Below are 16,064 nucleotides of genomic sequence, written 5' to 3'. Positions count from 1 at the left end.
ACAAGAATAGAACAGAATGAAGCTGAAAATTATTTCTCCTAAGCTAAGCAAATTTTCTTTTTACATATCTATATAAACAATAAGATAGTAGGCTTCCACCTAAAATGAGCAATAATATCCCGCATGCTGCGTGCATAAAGAACGTCTCTGGTAACATATTAATAACCGGATCCTTTTCACTATCAAATTGCCAATAATCATTACGAAATAAAAGTTTATGAAATAGTACAAAACTCTTTTCAAAATCTATAGCAATCGGCACTATCAATATAACCGGTATAGCAATCGTTAAAATAGCACCATTTAATAAAAACTTAATTTGTCGCTTACGTAACATATACCCTCCACCTAGCAAAGCAACTATAATCGTTACACACATTCCGTATTGAATATGTATTAAAATATTTTTCACATCCACAAAATGAATTCTTCCTTCTGCGGACATATGTAATGTCGGAAACTGTAATGATCCTTCATAAAAAGGGGAAAGATATGTAATCAATACATCATAATTCTTCTTAATTTCCGACTCAGTCATATTTGCTAAATCTGGTATATTTAAAAGATGTATATCCGCATAATATAACCATTTTCCATAGACAACGAGTACCGTCGCAATCGCAAAAATAGAAAATGCAATGCAATACGAGACGATTAAATTTATGAAGCGATTTAGTAACCTGATTCCTATCTTATTTTTATTCATTTGCTTTCCCCAATCCTTTATTCATTTCATAATGAAAATTGTTTTCGCCTGCTACTGAAACAATAATAATAAGTAATTCCTAATACAGCTATACTGAGCCAAAATGTAAAATAGCCAATTTTATCTACGAACAAATGCATAATGCCATACCGTGGCATTTGCCAAAATAAATAATCAATCGCATCATTATGTAAAATCCATAGTCCTGCAACAATAAGATGCCATTTTTTCATGCGGGTATATGGCGCATATAATAGTCCTTGCATGGCCATTGCAAGATGCGACAAAACGAGCATATAACTCATCATTCCAAGCGGCTCCTTGATCGCAAACATAATACCATTCACCACCACAGCCCAAATGCCATATTTCATTAAAGTAACAATTGCTAAAGCCTCTATTAACCCCCAATTTTTCTTTTGCAAAAACGCGATCAAAACAAATACAAAAAAGAGACTTGCCATCGGACTATCTGGAACAAAAGGCCAAAATAAATACGAAGTCTCTCTCAATTGCTCTTCATACCAAATAAATCCATAAATTGTTCCCAATATATTAACAATCAGCAACAACCATAAAACAGAACGTTGTCTTAACATTGCATATAAATACGTCACTCTCTCTGTACAACACCTTTCACACAACATAAAATCTTGTTACGCACAAATAATAAAGAAAAAATCTACTCTATTATAACAAAATTTTTCTTTTCATTAACAAAGCCGACTACAAATTTGCAGTCGGCTTCCGTCTTATTTTTCATTATATTTCGCGATAAATTCCGAAAGTTTCTTCAATTCTTCATCTGTTCCTTTAAATACCCCTTTCGGCATTGCCCCTTTTCCCTCTTTTGCAATCTTAGCAATTTCTTCTGGCTTTAAAGTTAAGTTTTGCAGTGCTGGCGCTGCTGCTCCACCTTGTAAATTATCGCCGTGACATGTTAAACATGTATTCTTTTCCAATAATTTATAGCCTTCATCGTTTTTATCAACTTGTACCGTCTTAACAATTTCACCTTGTTTTTTAGCAGCTTCCCAATCATGATGTGCTACAGACTCCCAAGTTAAGTAAACAATAGATGCAATTGCTAACATCATAAATCCAGTTGCTACTGGACGCTTCAACGGGCGTCGTTCAGGGCCACGATCAAGAAATGGCGCTAACATTAATGCTCCAAAAGCGATACCTGGCATAATAAACGCTCCTATTACAGTAAATGAGCCTGAAGCGTATGAATATTTTAAGAGCTGATACAAAAATAAGAAATACCAGTCTGGCAATGGTATATATCCTGCATCTGTGGGATCTGCCATTCTCTCAAGTGGTGATGGATGGGCCACTGTTAAACACAAATAGCCGATTAAAAAAACGGCCCCAACCATCCATTCTTTTAACAAGAAGTTTGGCCAAAACGCTTCCGTTTTGCCCGGATATTCGGAATAATCTTTCGGAATATTTTGTTTTCTAACTACAGGTACCCGCGAATCTCCTACAAACTTCATCCCTTTGCCGCGATGCATAATCTCCCTCCTTCATTTCTTTTCCCCTTTAATTTTGTAATTCTTATAGTGGACCGGAAATACCTTGTTTGCGAATCATGATGAAGTGGAAGGCCATTAAGCCTAGAAGTGCTGCTGGTAAGAAGAAGACGTGAATAGCGAAGAAGCGAGTTAATGTTTGAGCACCAACAATTTCGGAATGACCAGCAAGTAAAGTTTTAATATAAGGACCAATGAGCGGTGTTTGCTCAGCAATTTGAATCCCTACTTTTGTTGCAAATAACGCTTTCATATCCCACGGTAATAAATATCCGGTAAAACCAAGACCTAGCATAACAAAGAAAATAAGAACACCAACGATCCAATTGAGTTCACGAGGCTTTTTATAAGCGCCTTGAAAGAAAACTCTAAGTGTATGTAAAAACATCATTACAATTACAAGACTAGCGCCCCAATGATGCATACCGCGAACAATTTGTCCATATGCAACTTCATTTTGTAAATAATACACTGACTCCCAAGCATTTTTTATATCTGGTACATAGTACATGGTTAAAAACATTCCTGATAAAATTTGAATAACTGTTACAAAAAACGTAAGTCCTCCGAAGCAGTAAACGAATGCTGAGAAATGATGTGCTGGATTGACATGTTCAGGCACTTCGTGATCAGCAATATCACGCCAAATCGGTGTAATATCGAGCCGCTCGTCTACCCAATCATAAATTTTATTTAACATCTATTTCGCACCCCCTCGTGGCTTAGCTTTTCCTAAATAAAGTGTTCCATTTTTTACTTTTGATTCGTACACATCTAACGGAGCAAGAGGCGGTGTACCTTTAATATTGACGCCATCTTTTGTGTACCGTCCAGCATGACACGGGCAATAAAATTGATTTGGATGTGCCTTGTCAGAATTCCAGTTTACTGTACATCCTAAATGCTTACAAACTGGGGAAAGTGCAACAATGTCTCCGCTTTCATCTTTATACACCCATGCAGATTTAGGCTCCTCAGACTTGTACCATCCATCAACTTGTTTTACCTTGAAGTCAAAACGTTTTGGCTCTGTCGTAACCTCTTTTACTTGTGCAACAGCAACCAGTTCTCCCCCATCTTCTTTTCTTAATACTGGATCAAGTGCAAAGCGTGTCATCGGCATGAAAATTCCAGCTGCCATAAACCCTCCCACACCTGTAAGTGTGTAGTTCAAAAACTGTCTTCTTGATACACGATGCTCTTTCTCACTCACGAAAAATTCCCCCCTCTATCAGAAATTGTCCCCTCGTGACAAAACCGTATAAAAATAAAAACTAGGACACTATCATGATATAATACCCACATTCGCAGGTCAATATCACACTTCTCCCAATAATAAGAAATATATATTTATTTTATATTTTTCCATTTTTCAGTTAATAATTCCATTATATTTTTAATATGAGCATGAATGACTTCTCTTTTTGCTTGATCACTAAGTTGATCGAATGATATAGCCGGCAACCAAAATAATTGTCCTTGTAATACATTAGCTTGTTTCCAAGCGAAGTCACTTGTCACATACACAATATGCTGTATCCCTTGCTCTTGTAAATGATTCGTCCATCCTTCCAATCTTTCTTTCTCTTTTTCTTGATTTTCCGCTAAGTAAGTAAAGGCCGGTAATAACAAGACTCTGCCTTTATATTCTCTTTCTAATTCCATACTCAAAACCTCAATAAATTCCCCTTGTTCTACAAGCGCCTTCATCTCTTTCGCTACTGAAATTGAGAGAAGAGGTATAATACATGTATCTACATATTCCCTTGCTTGTACAAACTGTTCTGCATCTTTTACAGCCCATCTCAACTTTCATCCCTCCTTCTCCTAAATCTCTACACAAATGACAGAACTTTCACTTTATATATATTAAACCATACTAAAACAGGTAAAAAAAGAAAAACTACCCAATATAGGTAGTTTTTCTTAGAATAGTCGGAAAGTTATCAAAAATAAAATTTTAATCACCAGAAGTTTTCTTCATCCCTACGCCTATTTCTTACCCTCTTTTTTATCGCTTACGTCTTAAGGCGGAGTCTCGCTTCCCATAAAATACGGAATAAGCAGCACAAACAGTTATAAAGTTTTCAATTCAGCTGTTAGTCTCTGAAAAGCTTCTTGATCATGATTGTCTAACGCCTCGTCAATTTGCTTTAAAAGACGATTTCTTCGGAATGAAAAAACACTTTCTTCTAAAAAGCGTTCTGCAAGTAAACGATCCTTCTCGTTTACTTCAATATGCTTTGGTAAATATGGATTTTCCTCCAATACCGCCACATAATTTGGGTTTTGAAACGACGATTTAAAATTAAGTTGAATATAAATATCTTCATCCCGATTGAGACGAATGTCATGAAAAGATTTTTCCGCATCCGTTGTCATTACATTTTGTTTAAAAAAATGAAACGGAGTTTCTTTCACGCAATTAGCTGACATGATCAAGCCACGCGGACAATATTTTGCATGTTCTACAAAGTGAACTTTATGCATTAATTGATCATGACTCATTAAATAATTTAAAATCCATACACATTCACGCTGTTTCAGTTGGTAATTATTTAAAAACCATTTCACAAAATCCTTCTTCTCGTTTACAGAAACAGGGGTATTCATAGCGCCTAAGTCCCTCCTCTGTCTTTCTTTTTTTTATTTAGATTCAAGAAGTAGCATTCAGTTTCCTTCCAACTTATGAAAAATCCTCTAAATTATATAACAATTCCTCAATATGAATTTGTGTCGGATCTAGTTGTATTAAGCGTGTAAATACTTCTTTCGCCTCTTTTCGCATCCCTTCTTCTAATAAGAAGTAACCGTACTCTTCCAAGAAATCGGGATGATTCTTAAAAGAAGTATATGCACTTTCATAGTGTTTTAATGCATCCGAATACATTTCTAATTGTTTTTTAGCAAATGCAAGATCCCAAAGTAATTGCGCATCCTGCTCTCCACTTTCTCTTGCATTTTCTACAACACGAATTAATTCTTCGTATTTTTCTTGCCCTTTTAAGATATAGACATATTTTAATATTGCTCCTAAATGTCCTGGATCTAATCGCAGAGCCTTTTGAAGAACTTCCTCTGCTTCCGCCATCTTTCCTAGCTTCGCTGCAATATTTGCCAATTCTACATAAAGCGGCACAGATAACTCATCGACTTTAATACCATCGTGAAGTGTTTCATAGCTTTCTTGAAGCATCCCTTCTTTTTCGTAGCATTTCGCCAAATACATATATAATGATGCATATTCTGGATCTAATTCCTTCAATTCTTGCCAAACACTAATCGCTCGTGGATATTCTTCTCCTTGATAAAGAGTAAATGCATATCCGAATAAAGAATGAATATCTTTCTGTTCTTCTAATCCTTCTTCATAATAAGGGATTGCTTCTTCCCAATTTCCAACCGCACTTAACGTTTCTGCAAGGCGAAGAGCGATAATAACGCCTCCCATTACTTTATGTTCGGCAAGTAATGATTGATAATACTGAATCGCCTTTTTCTCTTCTCCTTTACTGCTATACAATTCAGCAAGACCAAATATAATGACAGGCTCTTCTGGCATGATTTCTTTCGCCTTTAATAGTTTTTGTTCGGCAACATCATCAAATCCTTGCATTTGGAATAAATCCGCAACAAGTAATAAAGATTGTACATAAAAATCGTCATCTTCAGGAATATCATGAAGTACCTCAATTGCTTCATCTTCTTTATCTAAATCAATATATAGCTCTGCTAAAAATATTGTAAATTCACTTTCTTCAGGATATAGAAGGTGTAAATCCTCTGCAATCGCGAGCGCTTCATCTACAAACCCAAGTGTATGATAATAGCGAGCAATATCGTATTTCTCCTCGTCCGTCCCTTGCTTCACCTGTTCTTTTAATTGCTGTAAACCTTTTTCTACCTCTCCATTTTCAATATAGGAAACAGCTTGTTCAAACTTTTGCATATATATCTCCTTTAACCTAAAAATATTCTCATCTATTCACTTAATCATAAACAACAGTTGACTACTAAGCAACTAAAAGAAATGGAAAAGAATTTTCTCAAAGAAAGTGCCTTCCTTTTCTTTACAAAGATGCCAACTGATCAAAAAAGTTTGGATAAGATACAGAAACCGCATCACTTCTTTGTATTTCAACCTCGCCATCAGCGATACAAGAAGCAATCGCAAGCATCATCCCAATGCGATGATCCCCATGACTATCAACAATCCCTCCTTGTAGCTTCTGATTTCCATATATAATCATACCATCTGATGTCGCTTCAATTTTTACGCCTAGCTTTTTTAGTTCTTGTACAACTGTATCAATACGATTTGTTTCTTTTACTTTTAATTCTTCAGCATCTTTAATAACGGTTGTGCCAGTTGCCTGTGTCGCTAGTAAAGCAATAATAGGAATTTCATCAATTAATCTTGGAATTAACGAGCCTCCAATTTCGATTCCTTGTAATTTTGAAGTTTCAATTGTAATATCTCCACATGGCTCAAATTCTTCATTTCGTACATGATCAACCGAAAGAATTGCCCCCATTTTTTGTAAAACGTCTATAATCCCTGTTCTCGTTGGATTTAAGCCAACATTTTTCAAGACGATTTTACTATTCGGAACAATCGCACCTGCAACTAAGAAAAAGGCTGCTGAAGAAATATCACCAGGCACTTCAATCTCCGTCCCTATGAGGGATTGTCCTCCTCGCAGTGAAACTGTTTGGCCCGTTACTTCCACTGTACAGCCAAATGCACGGAGCATACGCTCAGTATGATCGCGTGATTGTAGTGGTTCCGTTACTGTTGTAACGCCCTCTCCTTTTAATCCAGCAAGTAAAATTGCTGATTTTACTTGTGCACTTGCAACAGGAGAATCATAATGTATCCCTTTTATATTCCCGCCTCGAATCGATAATGGCGTATATTGTCCATCTTCTCGACCATCTATTTGTGCATTCATTTCACGAAGAGGATCTGTAACACGTTTCATAGGACGTTTTCCAATAGAATCGTCGCCTATGATTGTACAATGGAAAGGTACATTTGCTAAAATACCGAGCATAAGGCGAATGGTCGTTCCCGAATTTCCCACATCTAATACCTCTTTGGGCTCTTGCAATCCAGTTAATCCTTTTCCATATATCGTGACATCATTTCCACTTTGATCAATTTTCACACCGAGTTTTCGAAAACATGCAATGGTACTTAAACAATCTTCTCCTAATAAAAAATTTGAAACTTTTGTTGTACCTTCCGCTATCGCTCCAAACATGACAGCGCGATGTGAAATCGATTTATCTCCAGGTATCGCAATCGTTCCATTTAACCCTTTTTCTCGCCTTATATTTGCCATCCTTTGCCCTCCTATATGTGTACTTACTTATATATGTATTATCTATCTTTATTGTACAGCTTTCTTTCTCTGCCGTGCAAACACATAAAACGAAACTTTTCACAACATCGTATCATACATTACATATCGGGCTACAAGTATCGATATTCGCTTGCACCAATTCAATTGTTTCTTCCTAAATCACGTAGCGAGAGTCTTATTCCCCTAAAATAGCGGAATAAAATAAACGGCTCCCCTTATAGGAGGCCGCTATAATCAATTAAGAGTATGTTTCTTCTTTCTTCACATGTTCTTTTACGAGATTCGCAAGCAACGCAATAATCTCAGCGTTCTCTTCTTTTAAACCAACTGTAATACGAATACCATCCAATAAACCAAACGGTGCACCTGATCGAACAATATATCCTTTTTTCATTAATCTCTCAAACACTTCGTTACCCGGAAGACCAATCTTTAGGAAAATGAAATTCGTTTGAGATGGATAATAAAACACATCATATTCTTTACAAAATTGATAATATTGTTCTAAACCTTCCGCATTCTTTTTCACACATTCTTGTAGAAATGATTGATCGTCTATTGCCACTGATGCCACGACTTGCGCAACAGTCGATGTATTAAATGGCAATCTTGCTACTTCCAACTTCTTTATTAACTCCGCGTATCCTACAGCATATCCAATCCGAAAAGCAGCTAATCCGTAAGCTTTCGAAAATGTACGTAACACCATAAGGTTTTCATATTTTTCAAGAAGTGGTAATGTTTGCGGGTAATCTTCAGCACCTGCATATTCATAGTATGCTTCATCCATAATAACGAGCGATGACTTTGGAACATTCTCTAAAAATGAAAGTAATTTCTGCTTTTCTACATATGTACCAGTCGGATTATTCGGATTACAGACCCAGACAATGCGCGTATTGTAATCTACTTGTTCAAGCATAGCATCTAAGTCATGAATCCCATCTTTTAACGGTACTTCACGAACTTCAGCCCCTTCGATGATAGCATGATGACGATATTGAGAAAAAGTTGGCCTCGCCATCACAACATTTGTGCCTTTATGTAATAAAGCACGACTAATCATCTGAATAACCTCATCCAATCCGCTACCAAATAGAAGTTGCTCTGGTTGCACTTTCAGATGATTCGCTACCTTTTGACGAAGTTCAAATGCAGCGCCATCTGGATATAGTGCATATTGCTCATTTAATAAAGCAAGTGCTTCTTTTACACGTTTCGAACAACCAAATGGATTTTCATTCGATGCTAGCTTAACAATTTTCGATAGTCCATACTCCCTCTTTACTTCTTCAATGTTTTTGCCAGGTACATACGCATTTAAACTGAACAACTGCTCTTTCACTTTCATTTTTCTTCCCCCAGTCATTTTGTTTAATCAGCGGCAATATAAGAAGCCGTTTCTTATACTACATACTCTTTTCCAACCGTCACCATCATTCAAAATTCATTTCTTCACCTAGTACCATATCTTTTTGAAATGCTTCTAATGAAGTGTGAACGGTCTTATCTGAAATAGATACGACATGTACGCCCCCATATTCCTGCATAAGTACCATACGAATTGTTCCAGCATTTGCTTTTTTATCTTGTTTCATAACATTTACAAGACGATCCACCTTCAAATGCCTTGGTATGCTCGGGTAACCATACTGCAAAAACCACTGTTTTAATTCTTTATACCTGAGGTCAATCTTATACATTTGTTCACTTAAAAATATGGCAAATAACATGCCGATTGCAACACCGTCACCATGCGTGATATTGCCATATCCCGATTCTTTTTCTAAGGCATGTCCTAATGTATGCCCAAAGTTCAAATGTGCACGCACCCCTTTTTCTGTCTCATCTTGCGCTACAATCTTCGCTTTGACAGGGATTGCACGTTTTAATACATAAACTAATTTATCATCTCGTAAATCCGCCAATGTTGTCACATTGTTTTTTAACCAATGATATAATTCTACATCTCCGATTAAAGCGTGTTTGATTACTTCAGCAAAGCCAGAGCGCCATTCTTTTTCAGGTAATGAATCTAGAAATGGCGTATGGTATAACACCGCTTCTGGCTGATGAAACGCCCCGATCATGTTTTTCCCTAAAGGATGGTTAATGGCCACCTTCCCGCCCACTGCACTATCATGTGCCAACAGTGTTGTGGGTACTTGAACAAAGCGAATCCCCCGCATAAATGTAGCTGCTACAAATCCTGCTAAATCGCCAATCATTCCGCCACCTAGTGCAATTATTAATGAATTACGATCGAGCTTGTTCTCAAGTGCCGCTGTATGGACTGCATAGAAATTTTCAAATGACTTTTCTTTTTCTCCACTTGGAATAACAAATGAAAACACATCTTGCTTTATTTGCAAAGCCTCTTTTACTTTTTGTAAATGCAAGGTTGCAACAGATTCATCAGAAATGATCATAACATTTGAAACAGCTGGTTTCATACGTTGAACAACCTCTGTTAAAGAGGATAGGACATGTTTGCCAACATATACATCATATTTTTTGGATGTTGTTTGAATGTGTATACTTTCCATTAAAATTCCCTCGCGTATTCATTATGTCGCTCAATATTTTCACGAATACAATCCATTCGATCTGCTCCAAATTGCTCCACTAAAGCTGTAGCTAGCTCCCATGCAACAACTGCTTCCGCTACAACACTTGCCGCTGGTACAGCACAACTATCAGAGCGCTCAATGCTTGCTGAGAAAGACTCTTTCGTTTCAATATCAACACTTTGGAGGGGTTTATATAATGTTGGAATAGGTTTCATAACCCCGCGAACAACAACTGGCATGCCCGTTGTCATACCACCTTCTAGACCGCCAGCATGATTCGTTCTTCTCGTGTACCCTTCTTCTTCGTTCCAAAGAATCTCATCATGAACTTGACTTCCTGGACGATGAGCTGCTTCAAATCCAATACCAATTTCCACACCTTTAAAGGCATTAATGCTCATAACTGCTGCTGCTAATTTCGCATCAAGCTTTCTATCATAATGCACATAGCTGCCAACTCCAATTGGCATGCCTTCAACAATAACTTCTACAATACCACCAATAGAATCGCCACTTGCTTTCGCATCATCTATCGCTTGCATCATCTTTTTCCCAGCTTCTCCATCTAAACAACGAACAGGAGATGCTTCGGTAATTTCTTGCAGTTGTTCAATCGTTTCGTAAGTCGTTTGTTCAGCGCGCACACCACCAATTTCGATGACATGTCCTGCCACTTTAATGCCAAGCTCTGCTAACACTTTCTTTGCCACAGCGCCTGCCGCTACTCGCACTGTTGTTTCACGTGCGGAAGAACGCTCAAGTACGTTTCTCATATCTCGATGACCATATTTAATGGCACCATTTAAATCGGCATGCCCTGGTCTTGGTCTTGTAATTTGTCGTTTCATTTCCTTTTTTTCTTGCTCAGTTAAAGGGGCTGCTCCCATAATTTTCGTCCAATGGGCAAAATCCTTATTTTCTACAATAAGTGCAATGGGTGCTCCAATTGTTTGACCATGTCTGACACCACTTACAATTTGAACTTGATCCTTTTCAATTTGCATGCGTCTTCCTCGGCCGTACCCTTTTTGTCGTCTCGCTAACTCGGCATTTATATCATCCGCGACTAGAGGTAAACCTGCCGGAATCCCTTCCAAAATCGTTGTCAGTTGCGGACCATGTGACTCACCAGCTGTTATATATCTCATCGGTTATTCCTCTTTTCTTATATGTATTTCATGTTCTAGCAATGTTCCACGCGCCATGCTAAAAAACGGAAATCGCATGGTAGAACACGCTATTTGTTTAAATATAATTTTCGATTCCGTTAATTGTCAAAAGGAAAGCTCTTTATGAATCGAACGTTTACTTTATGTATCAATATATCACACTAAACTTAGCTTCGTAACTATTAGAAACGAAAAAAGTGCAAGAAGGAAATCATCATCCTCTTGCACTTTTCACTATTATCACAGTGATTAAAGCGTTTACAAATTATTTTAAAATAATTAATAAATCCATTGATTCATTAGTTTTGAATAATCTACTAACTCTTCTTCTTTGAAGAAAATACCAATCTCACGTTCAGCACTTTCTAAAGAATCAGAACCGTGGATTACATTTTTCTCAACTGTTAAACCGAAATCGCCACGAATTGTACCTGGTGCCGCTTCATGTGGTCTTGTTTTCCCCATCATGTTACGAGCAGTATTTACTACACCTTCTCCTTGCCATACCATTGCAAACACCGGTCCAGATGTAATAAAATCTACTAATTCACCAAAGAAAGGCTTTTCCACATGCTCAGCATAATGTTGCTTTGCAATTTCTGGAGTAACTTGCATTAATTTCGCACCAACCAATTGAAAGCCCTTTTTCTCAAAACGAGCTACAATTTCCCCAATGAAGGCACGTTGTACGCCGTCTGGTTTTACCATTAGAAATGTTTTTTCCATAAAAAAATCTCTCCACTTCTGAATTATGTATGTAATTGTATATCCCCACACACATATTAACACCCTTATCGTAATTGTGCAATAGTTTTGAAATAGAGAGATTTTTTTGTTTTTTAGAAAAAATATTAAAATTTTCTTTTTCCAATATACTTTGCTACATTTTGCAAAGCATATTTCGCCTGTCCTCTAGGCAATGGTTTAATCACTTCTAAAGCTTTATGTAAATAACGTTCACTAAATGCAAATGCTCGATCAATTGCCGGACTCATTTTAATAGCATGGATTATTTCCTTCATTTCGCTTGCTGTTGTATTTTCATGAACAGATACAATTTTCTCTCGAAGCTTCGAATCTTCCATCGCATACAAAGCTGGAAGTGTAACATTCCCCTGTAATAAATCTCCACCAGCAGGTTTGCCAAGTTTCTCTTCTGTCGAAACAAAATCTAAAATATCATCGATAATTTGATACGACATGCCGACAAAATACCCATACCAAAACAAGCGATTTACCGTATCGCGACTTGCCCCAGAAGCAATTGCACCTAACTGACAACTCGCGGCAATGAGTAGCGCCGTTTTTCTCTTAATTCTACGCAAATATGTTCGTAAGTTTTGATCATAATTATACTTGTCTTTAATTTGTTCAATCTCACCTTTACATACTTCTAAAATTGTATAAGACAAGGCTTGATGAGCTTCTGGAACCTCTAGATTCGTAATGCATTCAAGAGATTTTGCAAATAAATAATCTCCCGTATACATCGCAATACGATCTCCCCAGTTTGCATTCACTGTTGCACTGCCACGTCGCAATAGAGCAGCGTCAATCACATCATCATGAACAAGGGATGCCATATGAATAAGTTCTAATGCAACCGCTACATGCTTAATCGCATCTAATTTATATTCCCCAAATTTCCCTGCAAGAAGTACAAATACAGGACGAATTCGTTTCCCACCAGCTTCAATCAGTTGCAATGCTGCTTCTTCCACTAACGGTTGCTCAGAAGCAACCGTCTTTTTTAATTCTTTTTCTATCACATTAATATCTGATCGTAAAAAAGAGTACATAAGTTGTAACTTCATATTGTTCACCTTAACCTAAAACATCTTTTTTCTACTCTGATTCTGGCTTAACCCCTAAATGCATAGCAGCTACTCCAAAGGTAAATGGTTTTACTTGTATTCGCTCAAGTCCAGCATCTTCAAACATTCTTGCTAATTCCTTCATTCCTGGAAATGTACTTGCTGACTCTTGAAGCCAGGAGTATTCCTTATAACTTTTCGCAAATATTTTTCCAAATAACGGCATTATATATTTGAAATATAAGATGTATATTTGACGAAAACCAATCATCGTTGGTTGTGATGTCTCCAAACAAATGACTTTTCCGCCAGGTTTGACTACTCGTGTCATTTCTTTCAATACGTGCATATAATCTGGAACATTCCGCAAACCAAATCCAATTGTTACGTAATCAAATGTATGATCCTCAAATGGAAGTTCCATCGCATTCCCATGCATAAGTTCTACTTGCTCTAATCCTAAAGCCTTCACCTTTTCTTTCCCAACAGCTAGCATATTTTCGCTGAAGTCTAAACCTTTCACCTCACCATTTGGCCCTACTGCATTCGCAAGTGCAATCGTCCAATCTGCGGTTCCACAGCATACATCTAATGCTTTACTACCAGGTTTAACATCCATAATGCGCATTGTTTCTTTGCGCCACGCTTTATGTCTTTGAAAACTAATTACTGAATTCATTACATCATATTTATCAGAGATTTTCTCAAAGACATCATGTACTCTTTCTTCTTTTGATTGCTGCATGCTCTTACCCTTCTTCCAATATAAAATTGCTTAAGTGTTCAATTTGCCTTTTAAAGTAGAAACGATATCTCCAAATTCTTTATGATTTTTCAAAAATATTTGTTTCTGCTTGTTCAATTTTTCTAACCAATCCTCAAAGACGGTCTTCACATTTTTTTCATCATCATTTAATAAAATGGCTCGAACCGCTTCAAAAACAGGTGCATTTTGTTTTTCAGCATGCAATCGATACTCTTTTTGAAGACGATTTTTCCCTAATACATGTGCTACAAACAGTTTCCAATGTGATATTTGAAAATGATCACACGTTTTTTGTAAAAGCGCCGATTCGATTGTCATAACACTTTCAATGATTTCATCTACTGTGTGATATGCCTTCTGATACAGCATGATTTTATGCTCATTAATTTCTTTAATACCTTCTGCAAGTGCACGAATTAAAACAATATCACAATTCATTGACAATAAATAGTAATACAAACCACTATAATAATCTCCTGCAAGAACTGTAAGTTGACGACACTTATGAGATTCACTTGCTTCTTGATCTGCCTTATTCGATACTTTTTCATGTGTATCAAGCGCAATTTGTACAAGCATGATTGTTACTACATAATGTTCAATTTGTTCTTTATGTAAATTTGCATTCTTTAAAGCGGTGTATAAAAGTACTACCTTTTCTTCATCAATAAATGGTTCCTCAATATAATTTATAAAATAAGGATGGCGCAGTTTTTCTAACAACTGCTCCTTTATATCCGCATATCCTCTGTAGATGTCACACACAAAAAATCACCCTTGTTTTCTAATTCATAAAACCTATTATAACACATACATTTGATTTTCTATAATGAAAACTTGGTTGTCTCAAATAAAGTGAAGCATTCATTCATGTACGTTGTTCTTCATTCCTCACTAATTTCCACTACTCATAAATAAAAAAGAAAAGCAGTTTCCCGCTTTTCTTTACTTAGACTTAATAAAAGACAAAATTTCACTGCGTGCTGCTGCATCGTTTTCTAATACACCACGTACAGCTGTGGTTACTGTTTTAGCACCCGGCTTTTTCACACCGCGCATTGTCATACACATATGTTCTGCTTCCACCACGACCATAACACCATGCGGTTCTAACACTTCCATGATAGAGTCTGCTACTGTTGATGTAATACGCTCTTGCAGCTGTGGACGGCGCGCAATCGTGTCTACAGTACGAGCTAACTTACTTAAGCCCGTTACTTTTCCGCCACGTGGGATATATGCCACATGCGCAACTCCATAAAACGGAACAAGGTGATGCTCACACATTGAGTAAAATGGAATATCTTTTACTAATACCAGTTCTTCATGATCTTCCCCAAATACTTTATGTAAATGTTCTTTTGGGTCCTCATGCATTCCTGAAAATACTTCTGCATACATCTTTGCAACTCGTCTTGGTGTATCCAGTACTCCCTCACGATTTGGATCATCACCAATCGCCTCTAAAATAAGGCGCACTGCATGTTCAATTTGCTCTAAGTTAACTTTTGCCATCCGCTAGCCCTCCCAAGAAACCTAAAAATGATACGAACACATTCTAGCATATTTATGTTTTTAAAAGCAAAAAGAAGAGCCTCCTAAAAGGAAACTCTTCTTCCCTGTAATATGTAAGGATTATTTAACCGCATCTTTTAACGCTTTACCAGGTTTAAATGCAGGTACTTTACTTGCCGCGATTTCAATTTCCTCACCAGTTTGTGGATTGCGACCTTTACGAGCCGCACGCTCACGAACTTCGAAATTACCAAATCCGATCAATTGTACTTTGTCACCTTGTTTTAAAGCTTCTAAGATAGAATCAAAAACAGCGTCAACTGCTTTTGTTGCGTCCTTTTTAGAAAGGGAACTTGCTTCTGCAACAGCATTGATTAAATCTGTCTTGTTCATGCCATTCACCTCCTCCCAAAGATAAGACTGTATAATGATCATAAAATGAGTCTTACTTTCATTTGTAGGCAATTTTTACAAATTCTATACTACAAAGACGTAGATAAATCATTATCAACGCCTATATTATACGATTCTTCTTTATAATTCAATATTTTTAAGGAATTTGTTGCTCTGAAAATGCGAAAATCTGTTGAAACTTGACAATATACAATAAAGTATTAGAT

General features: G+C 36.9%; 18 protein-coding genes. All 18 read right to left on the bottom strand.

Annotated elements, in window-relative coordinates:
* Positions 1-43 precede the first annotated feature (43 nt).
* Positions 44-706 (bottom strand): lipoprotein intramolecular transacylase Lit, encoded by a 663-nt coding sequence (gene lit / locus BCER98_RS06675; RefSeq protein ID WP_011984322.1) that lies wholly within the window; start codon positions 704-706, stop codon positions 44-46.
* A gap of 26 nt (positions 707-732) precedes the next feature.
* On the bottom strand, positions 733-1,323 hold the full coding sequence (lhaT, locus tag BCER98_RS06670; protein WP_041809587.1) for a lipoprotein heptaprenylglyceryl N-acetyltransferase LhaT: 591 nt from the start codon (positions 1,321-1,323) through the stop codon (positions 733-735).
* Positions 1,324-1,458: 135 nt separating this feature from the next.
* Positions 1,459-2,226, bottom strand: a complete 768-nt coding sequence (locus BCER98_RS06665) for a menaquinol-cytochrome c reductase cytochrome b/c subunit (protein ID WP_011984320.1) — start codon at positions 2,224-2,226, stop codon at positions 1,459-1,461.
* A gap of 43 nt (positions 2,227-2,269) precedes the next feature.
* Positions 2,270-2,944 (bottom strand): menaquinol-cytochrome c reductase cytochrome b subunit, encoded by a 675-nt coding sequence (qcrB, locus tag BCER98_RS06660; protein ID WP_000932700.1) that lies wholly within the window; start codon positions 2,942-2,944, stop codon positions 2,270-2,272.
* The gene (locus tag BCER98_RS06655) at positions 2,945-3,457 is read right to left on the bottom strand and encodes a QcrA and Rieske domain-containing protein (protein WP_011984319.1); all 513 of its coding nucleotides are present in this window, start codon (positions 3,455-3,457) and stop codon (positions 2,945-2,947) included.
* 137 nt (positions 3,458-3,594) lie between these two features.
* Positions 3,595-4,053: a YpiF family protein gene (locus tag BCER98_RS06650; protein ID WP_011984318.1), complete on the bottom strand. Its 459-nt coding sequence runs from the start codon at positions 4,051-4,053 to the stop codon at positions 3,595-3,597.
* A gap of 267 nt (positions 4,054-4,320) precedes the next feature.
* On the bottom strand, positions 4,321-4,857 hold the full coding sequence (locus BCER98_RS06645; protein WP_011984317.1) for a ReoY family proteolytic degradation factor: 537 nt from the start codon (positions 4,855-4,857) through the stop codon (positions 4,321-4,323).
* A 73-nt stretch (positions 4,858-4,930) separates the two neighbouring features.
* The gene (locus BCER98_RS06640) at positions 4,931-6,193 is read right to left on the bottom strand and encodes a tetratricopeptide repeat protein (protein WP_011984316.1); all 1,263 of its coding nucleotides are present in this window, start codon (positions 6,191-6,193) and stop codon (positions 4,931-4,933) included.
* Between the two features lie 121 nt (positions 6,194-6,314).
* Positions 6,315-7,589, bottom strand: coding sequence for a 3-phosphoshikimate 1-carboxyvinyltransferase (gene aroA, locus BCER98_RS06635; RefSeq protein ID WP_011984315.1), 1,275 nt, complete (start codon positions 7,587-7,589; stop codon positions 6,315-6,317).
* Positions 7,590-7,848: 259 nt separating this feature from the next.
* Positions 7,849-8,961, bottom strand: coding sequence for a histidinol-phosphate transaminase (gene hisC, locus BCER98_RS06630; protein ID WP_011984314.1), 1,113 nt, complete (start codon positions 8,959-8,961; stop codon positions 7,849-7,851).
* Between the two features lie 85 nt (positions 8,962-9,046).
* Entirely contained in the window at positions 9,047-10,156 is a 1,110-nt protein-coding gene (gene aroB, locus BCER98_RS06625; protein ID WP_011984313.1) for a 3-dehydroquinate synthase, read from the bottom strand.
* On the bottom strand, positions 10,156-11,328 hold the full coding sequence (aroC, locus tag BCER98_RS06620) for a chorismate synthase (RefSeq protein ID WP_011984312.1): 1,173 nt from the start codon (positions 11,326-11,328) through the stop codon (positions 10,156-10,158). The genes aroB and aroC overlap by 1 nt, the downstream gene beginning before the upstream one ends.
* A 300-nt stretch (positions 11,329-11,628) precedes the next feature.
* Positions 11,629-12,075 (bottom strand): nucleoside-diphosphate kinase, encoded by a 447-nt coding sequence (gene ndk / locus BCER98_RS06615; protein ID WP_011984311.1) that lies wholly within the window; start codon positions 12,073-12,075, stop codon positions 11,629-11,631.
* A 125-nt stretch (positions 12,076-12,200) separates the two neighbouring features.
* Complete coding sequence (gene hepT / locus BCER98_RS06610) at positions 12,201-13,163, bottom strand: heptaprenyl diphosphate synthase component II (RefSeq protein WP_011984310.1); 963 nt, start codon at positions 13,161-13,163, stop codon at positions 12,201-12,203.
* 31 nt (positions 13,164-13,194) lie between these two features.
* Positions 13,195-13,908, bottom strand: coding sequence for a demethylmenaquinone methyltransferase (locus BCER98_RS06605; RefSeq protein WP_011984309.1), 714 nt, complete (start codon positions 13,906-13,908; stop codon positions 13,195-13,197).
* A 30-nt stretch (positions 13,909-13,938) separates the two neighbouring features.
* The gene (locus BCER98_RS06600; RefSeq protein WP_011984308.1) at positions 13,939-14,694 is read right to left on the bottom strand and encodes a heptaprenyl diphosphate synthase component 1; all 756 of its coding nucleotides are present in this window, start codon (positions 14,692-14,694) and stop codon (positions 13,939-13,941) included.
* A gap of 180 nt (positions 14,695-14,874) precedes the next feature.
* Positions 14,875-15,444, bottom strand: coding sequence for a GTP cyclohydrolase I FolE (folE, locus tag BCER98_RS06595; RefSeq protein ID WP_011984307.1), 570 nt, complete (start codon positions 15,442-15,444; stop codon positions 14,875-14,877).
* Between the two features lie 120 nt (positions 15,445-15,564).
* A complete protein-coding gene (locus BCER98_RS06590; protein WP_001043860.1) occupies positions 15,565-15,837 on the bottom strand; it encodes an HU family DNA-binding protein in 273 nt (90 codons plus the stop codon).
* Positions 15,838-16,064 lie beyond the last annotated feature (227 nt).

Origin of the sequence: Bacillus cytotoxicus NVH 391-98, from assembly GCF_000017425.1 — a bacterium.
Lineage (GTDB): Bacteria > Bacillota > Bacilli > Bacillales > Bacillaceae_G > Bacillus_A > Bacillus_A cytotoxicus.
Note: the sequence above shows the minus strand (reverse complement) of the source record. Positions and strands in the feature narration are given on the sequence as shown.

Coding starts and splice junctions, on each gene's coding strand:
- hepT (WP_011984310.1), bottom strand. CDS start 13,163: ATGAAGTTACAACTTATGTACTCTTTTTTACGATCAGATATTAATGTG.
- BCER98_RS06590 (WP_001043860.1), bottom strand. CDS start 15,837: ATGAACAAGACAGATTTAATCAATGCTGTTGCAGAAGCAAGTTCCCTT.
- aroA (WP_011984315.1), bottom strand. CDS start 7,589: ATGGCAAATATAAGGCGAGAAAAAGGGTTAAATGGAACGATTGCGATA.
- folE (WP_011984307.1), bottom strand. CDS start 15,444: ATGGCAAAAGTTAACTTAGAGCAAATTGAACATGCAGTGCGCCTTATT.
- qcrB (WP_000932700.1), bottom strand. CDS start 2,944: ATGTTAAATAAAATTTATGATTGGGTAGACGAGCGGCTCGATATTACA.
- lit (WP_011984322.1), bottom strand. CDS start 706: ATGAATAAAAATAAGATAGGAATCAGGTTACTAAATCGCTTCATAAAT.
- ndk (WP_011984311.1), bottom strand. CDS start 12,075: ATGGAAAAAACATTTCTAATGGTAAAACCAGACGGCGTACAACGTGCC.
- BCER98_RS06640 (WP_011984316.1), bottom strand. CDS start 6,193: ATGCAAAAGTTTGAACAAGCTGTTTCCTATATTGAAAATGGAGAGGTA.
- BCER98_RS06665 (WP_011984320.1), bottom strand. CDS start 2,226: ATGCATCGCGGCAAAGGGATGAAGTTTGTAGGAGATTCGCGGGTACCT.
- aroB (WP_011984313.1), bottom strand. CDS start 10,156: ATGGAAAGTATACACATTCAAACAACATCCAAAAAATATGATGTATAT.
- BCER98_RS06645 (WP_011984317.1), bottom strand. CDS start 4,857: ATGAATACCCCTGTTTCTGTAAACGAGAAGAAGGATTTTGTGAAATGG.
- aroC (WP_011984312.1), bottom strand. CDS start 11,328: ATGAGATATATAACAGCTGGTGAGTCACATGGTCCGCAACTGACAACG.
- hisC (WP_011984314.1), bottom strand. CDS start 8,961: ATGAAAGTGAAAGAGCAGTTGTTCAGTTTAAATGCGTATGTACCTGGC.
- BCER98_RS06605 (WP_011984309.1), bottom strand. CDS start 13,908: ATGCAGCAATCAAAAGAAGAAAGAGTACATGATGTCTTTGAGAAAATC.